The sequence below is a fragment of the Clostridium sp. MF28 genome (assembly GCF_002969175.1).
Taxonomy (GTDB): Bacteria; Bacillota; Clostridia; order Clostridiales; family Clostridiaceae; genus Clostridium; species Clostridium beijerinckii.
The window spans coordinates 3,255,553-3,268,042 of the sequence record NZ_CP014331.1; the positions used below are offsets into that span (position 1 = coordinate 3,255,553).

Below are 12,490 nucleotides of genomic sequence, written 5' to 3' on the forward strand. Positions count from 1 at the left end.
TTGATGCTTTTTGTATCTCTTTAATTTGATCATTCATTGTTCTCATATGAGTAACAGCATTTACTACATCTCCAGTTCCTGCTTCTCCCTTGGTTCTTATCATCGATGCGCCTTCACCTATTCTTCTTAATGCCTCACCAATATTAGTTGCACCACATACAAATGGGACACTAAAATCTTCTTTATTTATATGATATTTATCATCTGCTGGTGTAAGCACTTCACTTTCATCTATAAAGTCAATATTTAATGCTTCCAAAATTTGTGCTTCTACAAAATGTCCTATTCTAACTTTGGCCATTACAGGAATTGAGACCGCCTCTTGTATTTCTCTTATCATTTTAGGATCCGACATTCTAGCTACTCCACCTTCCTTTCTTATGTCGGAAGGAACTCTTTCAAGCGCCATTACCGCACATGCCCCAGCTTTCTCTGCTATTATAGCTTCATCTTTATTAGTTACATCCATAATAACTCCACCTTTTAACATTTGAGCAAGATTTCTATTTATTGTCCCTCTTTCCATAATACATAAATCCCCCTTTTTTCTAAGTTACTCATATAATAAAATATGTATGGATACAAACGCAAATGTATCCATACAATAATTCTTAACTTAATTAGCTAATTTAAAATATAAGAATATAGTATTATGATGAAACAATAATCCGGAATTTGTTAATAAATAAGAATTAATGGCTAAAATACATAGACTAGGCTTCTAAAAATACCTTCAAAATAAGAATATTTTCAGAAATCAATCTAAAATTTTCTTCATATTAAATTTATAACTTTCTACTCACAAATATTTATATATCTCTTAAACTTACCTTTGCATACATATGATTTATCAACTATTTTAAAACCCGCATCAATAATACAATCATCCATCTCTTCAAATGTAACTATGACTAATCTAGTACTTATTCTGCGTGCACTTCTAATTAGAGATGTTTGTTCTTCTATGGTAGTTGGAGTAAACAGTCCATATGGTAAATCTATGATAGCAGTATCATATTTCTCTTCAATCTCATTCATATCTCCGTTAGTCACTACATTCTCATATCCGTAAAACTCCAAGTTCTTCTTAGCATTTTCTGCGATACTTTTATTAATCTCACATCCTACAACATCAATTCCCATTGAAAGCGCTTCAAGAATAACTGTTCCTACTCCACAACATGGGTCTATTAATTTGCATTCTAAATTGTTTTTAACTGCTATATTAACTAGTGCTCTAGCTACCCTAACGCTTAAAGAATTTGAATATGAATACGGCTTATTATCATGAATATGCCACTTATAATCGTTTTTCTCGTACATTCCAAATATCCATTTTCCACAAATTCGTGTAACTCCAAGGATAACTTTAGGATTGTGAATTTCAGGCTCTCCTGTTATTACAAATCCTATCTGGCTAAGACTTCTAAGACGTTCTTCATAATCTATATCACTATATTCTGTTCTTAAGTAACAGACCTTAAACTCGTTATAAGCTAGCTTATCTTTTATGATGTTGTCTATTATTTGTTCTAAAGAATCTTCTTCATATACTACTGAAATCATTTCTTTTATAAACGGACTCCTTGATGCACTAATATAAAAATCTGAAAACAAATACTTCTCACTTGGTGTTTTACCAAAAAGACATTTCATCTCTAACTTACATAAATCTTCTTCAAATACAGGATACTTAATATAGTAAAAATACTTTTTATAATTATTGCAATTTAATTTTATTATTTTTTTATTCAACCAATTCACCATCTTCACTTTAAATATAATCTAAGTATTAATATTATTCTTTTCAACAATAACTGTCTATATATATCAATAAATCAACCTTCTTACTTATTTAATATTATTTATAAATCACAATCTTAGTCTGCTATTATTCAAAAATTAGAATCATCCTTAAATCGAGAACATTTTGAAAACACTCACACTTTTTAAACCTATAACTTTACTCAACATAACATTATTTTTGATTAATTTATAAATCATGATAACGTTTTTATAATTATTTTATTATTTTTTATATAAAATATTAAATATCAATCTTGTAATAATTACTCCTATATGTTATTATATCAACAATATATGCGATAACTTTATAGCATTTTATCAAAGTATTATAAAATTAATTATTATTTTAATATTATTTTTTAAAGTTAAAAGGGGGATAAATATATGAAAAAAAGTTTACTATCAGGAATCTTAGCCTCTGCTATGGCTATTACTCTTCTTGCTGGTTGTAGCGGGAATTCAGCTGGAGGTGGAAATAACGGAGATACCATCAAAATCGGTGCTATTGGACCATTATCTGGTGCTGCATCTACTTATGGAGTTTCAGTAAAAGAAGGTGCTCAATTATTAGAAAAAGAAGTTAACGATGCAGGCGGAATCAATGGAAAAAAAATTAAATTTGTTTTTGAAGATGATCAAGCTGATCCGAACTCATCAATGCAAGCTTTCAATAAACTTGTTGATGATGAAAAGGTAAGCGCAATTTTAGGACCTGTTACATCAGGTGCAACACTTGCAGTAGCACCAAATGCTACATCAAAACAAATTCCAATGATTACTCCAACAGCTACAGAACCAACAATAACTAAAGTTGGTGGAGATTATATGTTTAGAGGCTGTTTTGTAGATTCATTCCAAGGAGAGGTTCTTGCAAAATATGCTAGTGAAAAATTAGGAAAGAAAACAGCTGCAGTTTTATATAACTCTGGATCAGATTATTCAAAAGGAATAGCCGATAGCTTTAAATCAAAATTTGAAAGTGCTGGTGGACAAGTTGGTGAATTCTTAACTTATAATGATAAAGATACTGACTTTAAGGCTCAATTAACAAAAATTAAGAGCTTAAATCCAGATATAATAGTATTACCTGATTACTATAATGTTGTTGGTCTTATTGCTAAACAAGCTAGAGATATGGGAATAACTTCTCAATTCCTTGGTGGAGACGGATGGGAGTCAGAAGAATTAGCTAAAATTGGTGGAAAAGCTGTAGATGGTGCATTATATATCAATCACTACTACTCTGGAGACTCAGATGAAAATGTAAAGAAATTTGTTGAATCATATAAAAAGGAATATAACAAAGAACCAGATTCTTTCGCTGCTCTTTCATATGACACATCTAAAATATTAGTTAAAGCAATAGAAAAGGCCGGAAAGACAGACGGTGCTGCCATTAAAGATGCTTTGGCTTCAATGGAAATGAACAGTGTTACTGGAAACATCAAATTTGGTAGTGATAGAAGCGCTATAAAGAGTGCTGCTATTATTAAAGTTGATGGAGATAAAAAAGTTTTAGCTGATAAAGTTAATCCTTAATCATTAAAAAAGGGAGGAATATACAATGGAATTTTTACAACAAATCATTAACGGTTTAGCGTTAGGTAGCGTATATGCCCTCCTAGCATTAGGATATACAATGGTATATGGAATAATACAGTTAATAAATTTTGCTCATGGTGAGATTTATATGATAGGAGCCTTTTCAGGCTTCTATTGTGCTTCAACATTAAAATTGCCATTAATTCCAACATTATTAGTTGCTATGGCAGTTTCAGCATTATCTGGAATAATTATAGAGAAAATTGCTTATAAGCCTTTAAGAAATTCTCCAAGAATTGCTTTGCTTATTACAGCTATTGGTGTTTCTTTATTCCTACAGAATGCTATGAGATTATTAGTTGGATCTAATCCAAAACCATTTCCGGATTTAATTAATGCTGGGAGTATTAATATAGGAACTATTCAAATTGATATAAAGACAATATTAATGTTTGGAGTTTCTGCTTTTCTAGTTGTTTTACTACAATTTATTGTTTATAAAACTAAAGTTGGAAAAGCCATGAGAGCCTCTTCTCAAGATATGGAAGCAGCTTCTCTTATGGGTATAAATGTTAATAATACTATTTCTCTTACTTTTGCAATAGGTTCAGCCTTAGCTGGTATAGCTGGAGTCTTAGTTGCAATATCTTACCCTAGTATCACTCCTTATATGGGAGCTATGCCTGGACTTAAAGCTTTTGTTGCTGCAGTACTTGGTGGAATTGGAAGTATACCTGGAGCCCTTGTTGGTGGAATTGCTATAGGATTACTTGAAACTTTTGCTAAAGCTTATATTTCAACTAACTTCTCAGATGCAATAGTATTTGCAATTTTAATTATAATACTTTTAATTAAGCCTTCTGGTCTATTAGGTAAAAAGACCAATGTGAAAGTGTAGGTGTTAATTATGAAGAATTTATTTAATAAAAAAAATATTTGTATAATTGTTGGAGTTTTAATAACATATGGAGTTCTATTTGGCTTAATAAGTGCAAATGTTATTAATTCATATTACAAAGGAATTATTACTTTCGCTTCAATAAATGTTATTTTAGCCGTATCCCTAAATTTAATTGTTGGATTTACTGGTCAATTATGTTTAGGACATGCTGGATTTATGTCCATAGGTGCATATGTATCAGCTATAATAACACAAAAAGCGCATATGCCGTTTGTTGCTTCAATACTTATTGGTGCTGTGGTTGCATGTATATTAGCGGCATTAGTTGGATATCCTACACTGAAGCTTACAGGTGACTATTTTGCAATAACAACCTTAGCCTTTTGCCAAATTATCCAAATAGTAATTATGAATATTGATACAGTTGGTGGCGCACGTGGACTTACCGGCATCCCAACAAAAACAACTTTTACAGTTGCTTTTATATTCATGATAGCTAGTATAGTCATAATAAAAAATATAATTAACTCGTCCCAGGGTAGAGCAATGCTTTCTATTCGTGAAAATGAAATAGCCGCTGAATCTATGGGAATCAATGCATTAAAATACAAAATGATGGCATTTGTTATAGCTGCCTTTTTTGCAGGGCTTGCTGGTGGACTTTATGCTCACTATTCTGGATATATAAAACCAGATCTTTTCGATTTTAACAAATCAATTGACTATCTAACTTTTGTTGTATTTGGTGGTATGGGATCTTTGTCTGGATCAATTATTTCAGCTATAATGCTGACTTTCTTACCAGAGCTTTTGAGAAGTATGGGCGATTTCAGAATGGTTATATATCCATTAGCTTTAATACTACTTATGATATTCAGACCTGAAGGATTATTCGGAGATAAAGAAATTTCTCTTAAAATCTTTGGTAAATTAATACCAAGGAAAAAATCAGATGATAGAGAGGAGGCTTAATTCAATGCTAGAAGTTCAAAATTTATCAATTGTATTCGGTGGATTAAAGGCAGTGTCAGATTTTAATCTAACAATAAATGAAAAAGAAATTGTCGGGCTTATTGGACCTAATGGCGCTGGTAAGACTACTGTATTTAACATGTTAACTGGTGTTTATACTCCAACTGAAGGTACTATATCTTATCTTGGAGAAAAGATTCAAGGTCTTAAACCCTATAATATTACACAAAAGAAAATAGCCAGAACTTTTCAAAATATACGTCTATTTTCTCATCTTTCTGTTCTTGATAATGTTAAAGTAAGTTTTAACTATAGAATAAATTATTCTATATTTGATTCCATCTTTAGAACTCCTAAATTTAGGAAAACAGAAGCTGAAATTATAGATAAAAGTATTGAACTATTAAAAGTCTTTTCTCTCGATGGAAAAAAAGATGAGTTAGCTAGCAATCTCCCTTATGGCGAACAAAGAAAACTTGAGATAGTAAGAGCCTTAGCTGCAAAGCCATCTCTTCTATTATTAGATGAACCTGCTGCTGGTATGAATCCTCAGGAAACTGTAGAACTTACCAAGCTTATAGATTGGATTAAAGATAAGTTTAATATATCAATTCTTTTAATTGAGCATGATATGAAACTTGTTATGGGAATCTGTGATAAAATAGCAGTCCTTGATTACGGAAAAAAGATTGCTGAAGGCACTCCAGAAGAAATAAAAAATAATCCTAAGGTAATTGAAGCTTATCTAGGAGAGGGGGCTTAAAAATGCTAAAGGTAGAAAATATTAATCTATATTATGGTGTAATTCATGCACTAAGGGACATTTCCCTTGAAGTAAAACAGGGTGAAATAGTGACATTAATAGGCGCCAACGGTGCTGGCAAAACTTCTACTCTTAGAGCTATATCAGGCCTTGAACCAATAAAATCTGGTACGGTCACTTTTAAGGGCTCTGAATTAAATAAGGTTGCAGCTAATAAAATAGTTTCTCTAGGTCTTTCCCATGTACCAGAAGGAAGAAGAGTTTTTCCTCAGCTATCGGTCTTAGAAAATCTAGAACTAGGTGCTTATTTAAGAAACGATAAAGCAGAAATTAAAAAAGACATGGAAATGGTATTTGCTAAGTTTCCAAGACTTAAGGAAAGAATAAAACAACAAGCTGGTACTCTTTCTGGTGGTGAACAGCAAATGCTTGCAATTGGAAGGGCTCTTATGAACAGACCTGAAATGCTTATATTAGATGAGCCTTCAATGGGGCTTGCACCTCTTGTGGTTAAAGATATTTTTGATACAATTGTTGAAATTAATAAATCAGGAACAACTATACTTTTAGTTGAGCAAAATGCAAATATGGCCCTTGCCATTGCACATAGAGCTTATGTTCTTGAAACCGGTAATATAGTAAAATCAGGTAATGCCCAAGTTCTTCTTAATGATGAAAGTATTAAGAGTGCATATCTTGGTGAATAACTATTCAAATTAAGTTACTATTAAAAAAAGACTGATGATCGAATCAGTCTTTTTCTTATAAGCATAAACAAAAATTCCAGCACCAATTATAATCCACAATAGAATTACTAATATATTATACGCAAAATTTATATTTAAAGGTTCATTAGTAAAAATTCTGCCTGGTAATACTTGCATGCTATAGTTAGGTAAAAAATTAGCTGCCATTCCGGCTATATTATTCATTTTTGCTGAAGTACCCGCTAAAAATATAACCATGAAAAACGGCATTCCTATGATTTCTGCACTAGCCTGATTTTCTGCTAAAATTCCTATTACCCATCCAGGTTATATAAACCATATAACTACTAATGTTGTTATAATAATAAAATGTCCTGTGTAAGCAATCTTCATTCCCATAATGAAGTATGTTAGCATATTAACTACTTATCTGCAATCTCTAGCAATGAGAACTTTAACATTATTTCTCTGTAATTAGACTTTGAGTCAATTATTTCTGTGTAATATCTCATATATTCTTCTACTGTAAATCTTTCATAAAAACCTTCATCTCTAAATATAACACCAATATTTCCTTTGTTTTTATGAATATAATCGCTATATTTTATTTGATCTATATATTTCACCACTACCAATTACTTCTTTATCTAATATAAGATCTATTAATGTATTACTAAACTCTCTATCTGCTTCACTGCTTACCAAACTTCCCTTTTCAACCATAAGATTTATATCGTTTATGAAACTATTAGTTTGCTTTTTATATAAATTTTTTTATTTTCAACATTATAAATTATTCTTCTTGACTTATACATTCAGTTAATTAATATACATTCTAGTCAAATCATTACATTAGTTTGTAATGATAGCAATAGTAGGCTTCAACATTCCATAAATACCATAATGTAAAATTCAATTGAATTTCATATTATATTAAATTTTATAAACGACGAATAGATAATTTTATTAATGATAAACTAAATTTGTATAAATGAAATAAAAGGAGGTTATAATTTATGAGCTACGAAGAAAAAGAATCTCTAAAAAATGAGGCAAAAAAAATGATGATTGACGGAGAACATTGGAGTGCAATTAGAGAAAAAACTCATCTAAGACTAAAAGATTTACGAAGAATTCAAAGGGATGAAATAGATCCTAAGTTCTAAACTTAAAATTCATTACACTTAACAGTGATAGATAATACTATAAATTAAAATACTATGATTTTATTACTAACTACTAAGCAAGGTAATATATATTTTAGAGGTTTCTCCAAACTTTCTATAAATATATATTTACTTTGCTTATTTTATTATGCTTAAGCATAATATATATTATAGAAAAAGTTGAAAATTTTTGAATTTTCTGAATATTTTGTTGTATAATATATATGTATAACAAATTTATATAAAAAATAAAGGGGATGTTTTAAATGGTACCATATTTTATGCTTATTTATAGTGTTATAATTATTTCACTTATAGCAATCATTTATTTGGTCAGGTATACATTTTCTCAAGACAAAGGCACTAGCCAAATGCAAGAAATATCAACTTACATTAAGGAAGGTGCTATGGCATTCATTAAAAGACAATATAAAACCATCTTTGTTTTATCCATTGTTGCTTTATTTTTAATCATACTTTCTAACTATTTCGGCAATGCATCAAAAGGTCCAAGCTCTGCCATATCTATATCTTTACATACAGGTATAGCTTTTATAACAGGCGCATTCTGCTCAGCTTTATCTGGCTATATTGGTATGTATATGGCTGTTAATTCTAATGTAAGAGCTGCTGCTGGCGCAAAAAAGGGATTAAACAATGCTCTTCAAATAGCTCTTAAAGGTGGTGCTGTTACTGGACTAGCTGTTACTTCCCTATCTCTTTTAGGTGTAGCGTCCCTATTTCTTATCTATGGAGGTATTTCTGGAAACGATACTTTAATTAAAGAAGCCCCCTCTCTTATAGTTGGATTTGGGTTTGGTGCTTCCTTCGTCGCGTTATTTGCTCAACTTGGTGGAGGCATATATACAAAGGCTGCCGATGTTGGTGCTGATCTCGTCGGAAAGGTTGAAGCTGGTATCCCTGAAGATGACCCTAGAAATCCTGCTGTTATTGCTGATCTTGTTGGTGATAATGTAGGTGATTGTGCTGGTAGAGGTGCGGACTTATTCGAATCTACAGCCGCTGAGAATATAGGTGCTATGATTCTAGGCGTTGGACTTTACCCTATATTTGGATGGAAAGGAATACTATTTCCGCTTGTTGCTCGTGCCCTTGGTATCATCGCTTCAATAATAGGTATCTTTGCTGTTAAAGTTAAGAATGATAATGATGATCCTATGAAAGCTTTAAAAGGCGGATTTGTTATAACTTCCATAATTAATTTAGTAATATTATTTTTCGTAGTTAAAGATATGTTAAGTGGTTCACTTACAACTGGTGGGCAAGTAAACTATATCTATCTATATGGATGTGCGGTTGCTGGAATACTGCTTAGCTATGTATTTGTAGTTTTAACTGATTATTATACTTCAATAACGCATAAACCTGTTAAAGAGATAGCTACTGCTTCTAAAACTGGAGCTGGAACTAATATAATAACTGGATTATCAGTTGGTATGGAATCAACTGCACTTCCTGTTGTTTGTATATCTATTTGTATATTTATATCTTATAGATTAAGCGAAATGGCATTGCCTAATGTTGCAAATGCAGGTTTGTATGGTACAGCAATTGCAACCATGGGAATGCTTTCAACCTGCACATATATTCTTGCCATGGATACATTTGGTCCAATTACTGATAATGCTGGTGGAATTACAGAAATGTCCGGAGCTCCCGAAGAAATTAGAAATATAACTGATAGATTAGACGCATGCGGTAATACTACAAAAGCATTAACAAAGGGGTACGCGGTAGGTTCAGCTGCACTCGCTACTTTTCTATTATTCTCTGCATACCTAGATGAAGTTAAAAAACTTCTTGGAAAACCTTTAGATTCATGGTTTTCAGTTGATATAGGTAAACCTGAAGTATTTATAGGTGGCTTTATAGGCGCTATGATAGTATTTCTATTTAGCTCTACAGCTATTAGAGCTGTTGGTAAGGCTGCTCAATATGTAATACTTGAAGTTAGACAACAATTTAAAGAAATACCAGGAATAATGGAGGGAACATCAAAACCTGATTATGCTCGCTGTGTTGATATAGTTACAAAAGGTGCTCTAAAGGAGATGGTTCTTCCTGGAATCATAGTAATTTCTGCCCCTATAATCGTTGGAGTTCTTCTAGGAAAAGAAGCTGCTGCTGGATTCCTAATGATAACAACCATTTCTGGTGTTATAATGGCTCTCTTCTTAAATAATGGTGGTGGTGCATGGGACAATGCTAAGAAGCTTATAGAATTAGGAGAGCACGGTGGTAAAAATTCCGAAGCCCACAGAGCTAGTGTCGTCGGTGATACAGTTGGTGATCCATTTAAAGATACTGCTGGACCATCACTCCATGTACTTATAAAACTTGTAAGTACTTTAACTTTAGTATTTGTCGCATTATTCGCATAAATTAATATTATTTATTTATAAAAAGGATCTGTAGTAGATAATTTAACGCTGCATATCCTTTTTTTATAAATTTATTTAACTTTTTTTACCAATGTATAATGCTTTTATTTTGTTACTTATACTAAATTATATTTAATATCTTATATATACTTTTATTGAGATATAATTAATTATATAATTGTTCTATATACAACTTATATATACAGTTACTAATCATTTATTTAAAAAGGGGGATAAAATTTAATGGATGAAAAATATGTAGTTATTATCCAGTGCGACATTGCTCATAACCGTTGTAGTGGATTTGCCTGTACAAATGCCTTTTACAACAGAGATGACGTTTTTAAAAATTACAACGAATCAACCAGATATATTTCCTTTACCTGTGGAGGATGCTGCGGAAAAAGTATTGCTACTAAATTAGAACATCTCTCGAAAAAACTTAAGTTAAAAAATAACATAAATAAAGAAGATGTTGTGATACATTTATCATCTTGCATGACAAATGATAATTATCATTATGATAGATGTCCTCATCTAGATTATATTAAATCTATTGTATCCAAAAAAGGATATAATAAAGTTATAGAAGGTTCTTATATAAGTAAGAATGCTGAGAAAAAAAGAGCCAATGGCAGTTATAACTGCTATGACTCAATATAAACGTAAAGGCAGGATATATATTCTGCCTTCCTAATATTACGTTACTCAGTTTCAGTATTTTTCATGCTTCTCAAATATTTTCTCAATACTGCTTTATCTACTATTTCTGAATAAATTTCTGGTGCCTGTTTCTGAATTGCATTTATTTTATCTGTTAAATTACTATATACTCTAGTAATATCATTATATTTATCGCATAACAGTTTATTTTTCATTTGTATGATCTTATCAGTCTGCTCTGTCCTTGTAATAGGTTGAGTAGTGTGCGGTTTATCAAATGTTAAACCTACAGTATTTCCATTTACAATAAACTCCTTATTTTCTTCATATCCTATCTTTTTTATTGCTTCTACAAAGGAACTGCACATTTCTTCATCCTTTAAAGTAATATTTAAATACATCACTAATTCAGAAGGCTCTGAATATTCACCAAGTTTAAAGCCTGCTAACCACCAATGCTTATCATCTAACGCAAAAAGTGTTTTTCCATTCTTTTTTAGCGAAAGAGAGATTGTTAATCTATCTTCATCGCTAGCGCAATTATAAAACATATACTTATATACTTCTGGTAAGTTTAATATAGGCTTTTCGGCTGTATACACACCGACTTCACATCCAGTATTCAAATCGTATTGACCTTTCCATAATTCGATTAACCATATTCTATTATTATATTTAAAATAGATTGGTTCACAATCTACTATCATTCCAAAAGGTGCTGATGCTTCATCATACAATCTACTATATCCCATATTTCTTTGCCATGCATTCATATTACTATAAAATATATCTTGTACCGAATCATAATCATAACCAGCAATCTCTATTCCTTTATCTATTGGCTTTTCATATTTAATAATTCCCAATAAACTTTTATTCATATTTTTCAGTATACGAATTCCAGTAAGCATTGTTATAAAAGATCCAAACATAAGCCTCACCTCAAATAAATTGCTTTACTTATATAGTATTCCCTTTATAATCATTATGTTAAAAGACACTCATGAATTTTATTTTAATGTATATTATTATTCATTCTATTTAATTGCGATATCGCAATAACCTAAACATTGACAATTACAAAAAATTGTACTATGATAAATTATACCAAATGGGTATACTTTAAGGAGTAAATTTTATGAATATTAATCAAGAATCTGATTACGCATTTAGAATAATACTTATGCTATCCAAAGAAGGTTTAGATAACAAACTTGATGCAAAATCTCTATCTGAAAAAGGAAATATTCCTCTTAGATTTTTATTAAAACTAACTAGAAAGTTAACTCAAGCAGGAATATTAAAGTCTTATAGAGGTGTTAATGGTGGTTATGCTATAACTAGGGAGCCTAAAGATATAACCTTAAAAGATGTGGTTGAAGCTATACAAGGTCCAATTATTGTGACTAGATGCGTTTACGATGGCAAGGCTTGTAGTGCAAATAAAGCTGGTCACTGTTCTATACACAAGGCTTTATACAATATTCAAAATACAATGATAAATGAACTAGAAAAGGTTAACTTTGATAAACTAAAGAATGATCCATGGTAACTTTATACATGTAAAT

Annotated in this window: 15 protein-coding genes (1 of these 15 cut by a window edge); 9 read left to right on the top strand and 6 right to left on the bottom strand. The window is 31.0% G+C overall.

Annotation, left to right across the window (positions count from 1 at the left end):
• Together pdxS and AXY43_RS13895 are read right to left on the bottom strand one after the other, a co-directional pair.
• Positions 1-526 carry the 5' portion of a pyridoxal 5'-phosphate synthase lyase subunit PdxS gene (gene pdxS, locus AXY43_RS13890; RefSeq protein WP_023976224.1) on the bottom strand. The gene continues 344 nt to the left of window position 1, outside the view, so only the first 526 of its 870 coding nucleotides appear in the window; it begins with the start codon at positions 524-526; its stop codon lies off the left edge, out of view.
• Between the two features lie 269 nt (positions 527-795).
• A complete protein-coding gene (locus AXY43_RS13895) occupies positions 796-1,755 on the bottom strand; it encodes a TRM11 family SAM-dependent methyltransferase (RefSeq protein WP_023976225.1) in 960 nt (319 codons plus the stop codon).
• A gap of 435 nt (positions 1,756-2,190) precedes the next feature.
• Here AXY43_RS13895 and AXY43_RS13900 point away from each other — a divergent pair, with 435 nt between their 5' ends.
• Genes AXY43_RS13900 through AXY43_RS13920 form a run of 5 tightly spaced genes read left to right on the top strand, consistent with a single transcriptional unit; the run spans position 2,191 to position 6,691 of the window.
• Positions 2,191-3,345 carry an ABC transporter substrate-binding protein gene (locus AXY43_RS13900; protein WP_023976226.1) on the top strand — a complete coding sequence of 385 codons (1,155 nt, stop codon included), beginning with the start codon at positions 2,191-2,193 and terminating at the stop codon, positions 3,343-3,345.
• Positions 3,346-3,370: 25 nt separating this feature from the next.
• Positions 3,371-4,246 carry a branched-chain amino acid ABC transporter permease gene (locus AXY43_RS13905; protein WP_012061192.1) on the top strand — a complete coding sequence of 292 codons (876 nt, stop codon included), beginning with the start codon at positions 3,371-3,373 and terminating at the stop codon, positions 4,244-4,246.
• Between the two features lie 9 nt (positions 4,247-4,255).
• A complete protein-coding gene (locus AXY43_RS13910; protein ID WP_087703077.1) occupies positions 4,256-5,221 on the top strand; it encodes a branched-chain amino acid ABC transporter permease in 966 nt (321 codons plus the stop codon).
• Positions 5,222-5,225: 4 nt separating this feature from the next.
• Complete coding sequence (locus AXY43_RS13915; RefSeq protein WP_012061194.1) at positions 5,226-5,984, top strand: ABC transporter ATP-binding protein; 759 nt, start codon at positions 5,226-5,228, stop codon at positions 5,982-5,984.
• A 2-nt stretch (positions 5,985-5,986) separates the two neighbouring features.
• Positions 5,987-6,691: an ABC transporter ATP-binding protein gene (locus AXY43_RS13920; RefSeq protein WP_012061195.1), complete on the top strand. Its 705-nt coding sequence runs from the start codon at positions 5,987-5,989 to the stop codon at positions 6,689-6,691.
• A 9-nt stretch (positions 6,692-6,700) separates the two neighbouring features.
• Here AXY43_RS13920 and AXY43_RS13925 read toward each other — a convergent pair whose 3' ends face one another.
• The 3 genes from AXY43_RS13925 to AXY43_RS28485 all read right to left on the bottom strand — a co-directional run bounded on the left by AXY43_RS13925 (position 6,701) and on the right by AXY43_RS28485 (position 7,414).
• The gene (locus AXY43_RS13925; RefSeq protein ID WP_087703078.1) at positions 6,701-6,949 is read right to left on the bottom strand and encodes a hypothetical protein; all 249 of its coding nucleotides are present in this window, start codon (positions 6,947-6,949) and stop codon (positions 6,701-6,703) included.
• A 164-nt stretch (positions 6,950-7,113) separates the two neighbouring features.
• The gene (locus tag AXY43_RS13930; RefSeq protein ID WP_143329411.1) at positions 7,114-7,320 is read right to left on the bottom strand and encodes a hypothetical protein; all 207 of its coding nucleotides are present in this window, start codon (positions 7,318-7,320) and stop codon (positions 7,114-7,116) included.
• Positions 7,289-7,414: a hypothetical protein gene (locus AXY43_RS28485; RefSeq protein ID WP_274596963.1), complete on the bottom strand. Its 126-nt coding sequence runs from the start codon at positions 7,412-7,414 to the stop codon at positions 7,289-7,291. Before AXY43_RS28485 ends, AXY43_RS13930 begins: the two co-directional genes overlap by 32 nt.
• A 293-nt stretch (positions 7,415-7,707) precedes the next feature.
• On the opposite strand from AXY43_RS28485, the gene AXY43_RS27975 reads away from it, so the two are divergent.
• From AXY43_RS27975 to AXY43_RS13940, 3 genes are all read left to right on the top strand, one after another.
• Entirely contained in the window at positions 7,708-7,857 is a 150-nt protein-coding gene (locus AXY43_RS27975; protein ID WP_023976231.1) for a hypothetical protein, read from the top strand.
• Positions 7,858-8,123: 266 nt separating this feature from the next.
• Positions 8,124-10,259: a sodium-translocating pyrophosphatase gene (locus tag AXY43_RS13935; RefSeq protein ID WP_017209936.1), complete on the top strand. Its 2,136-nt coding sequence runs from the start codon at positions 8,124-8,126 to the stop codon at positions 10,257-10,259.
• A 243-nt stretch (positions 10,260-10,502) separates the two neighbouring features.
• Positions 10,503-10,922 (top strand): CGGC domain-containing protein, encoded by a 420-nt coding sequence (locus tag AXY43_RS13940; protein WP_023976232.1) that lies wholly within the window; start codon positions 10,503-10,505, stop codon positions 10,920-10,922.
• A gap of 41 nt (positions 10,923-10,963) precedes the next feature.
• Here AXY43_RS13940 and AXY43_RS13945 read toward each other — a convergent pair whose 3' ends face one another.
• Positions 10,964-11,854 (bottom strand): DUF4474 domain-containing protein, encoded by an 891-nt coding sequence (locus tag AXY43_RS13945; protein WP_012061201.1) that lies wholly within the window; start codon positions 11,852-11,854, stop codon positions 10,964-10,966.
• A 206-nt stretch (positions 11,855-12,060) separates the two neighbouring features.
• Here AXY43_RS13945 and AXY43_RS13950 point away from each other — a divergent pair, with 206 nt between their 5' ends.
• A complete protein-coding gene (locus AXY43_RS13950; RefSeq protein WP_012061202.1) occupies positions 12,061-12,474 on the top strand; it encodes an RrF2 family transcriptional regulator in 414 nt (137 codons plus the stop codon).
• Positions 12,475-12,490 lie beyond the last annotated feature (16 nt).

Excerpts from the sequence above, each read along its gene's own strand:
- AXY43_RS13900 (WP_023976226.1), top strand. The coding sequence starts at position 2,191 with ATGAAAAAAAGTTTACTATCAGGAATCTTAGCCTCTGCTATGGCTATT.
- AXY43_RS13905 (WP_012061192.1), top strand. The coding sequence starts at position 3,371 with ATGGAATTTTTACAACAAATCATTAACGGTTTAGCGTTAGGTAGCGTA.
- AXY43_RS13910 (WP_087703077.1), top strand. The coding sequence starts at position 4,256 with ATGAAGAATTTATTTAATAAAAAAAATATTTGTATAATTGTTGGAGTT.
- AXY43_RS13915 (WP_012061194.1), top strand. The coding sequence starts at position 5,226 with ATGCTAGAAGTTCAAAATTTATCAATTGTATTCGGTGGATTAAAGGCA.
- AXY43_RS13920 (WP_012061195.1), top strand. The coding sequence starts at position 5,987 with ATGCTAAAGGTAGAAAATATTAATCTATATTATGGTGTAATTCATGCA.
- AXY43_RS13925 (WP_087703078.1), bottom strand. The coding sequence starts at position 6,949 with ATGGTTATATTTTTAGCGGGTACTTCAGCAAAAATGAATAATATAGCC.
- AXY43_RS28485 (WP_274596963.1), bottom strand. The coding sequence starts at position 7,414 with ATGGTTGAAAAGGGAAGTTTGGTAAGCAGTGAAGCAGATAGAGAGTTT.
- AXY43_RS27975 (WP_023976231.1), top strand. The coding sequence starts at position 7,708 with ATGAGCTACGAAGAAAAAGAATCTCTAAAAAATGAGGCAAAAAAAATG.
- AXY43_RS13935 (WP_017209936.1), top strand. The coding sequence starts at position 8,124 with ATGGTACCATATTTTATGCTTATTTATAGTGTTATAATTATTTCACTT.
- AXY43_RS13940 (WP_023976232.1), top strand. The coding sequence starts at position 10,503 with ATGGATGAAAAATATGTAGTTATTATCCAGTGCGACATTGCTCATAAC.
- AXY43_RS13945 (WP_012061201.1), bottom strand. The coding sequence starts at position 11,854 with ATGTTTGGATCTTTTATAACAATGCTTACTGGAATTCGTATACTGAAA.
- AXY43_RS13950 (WP_012061202.1), top strand. The coding sequence starts at position 12,061 with ATGAATATTAATCAAGAATCTGATTACGCATTTAGAATAATACTTATG.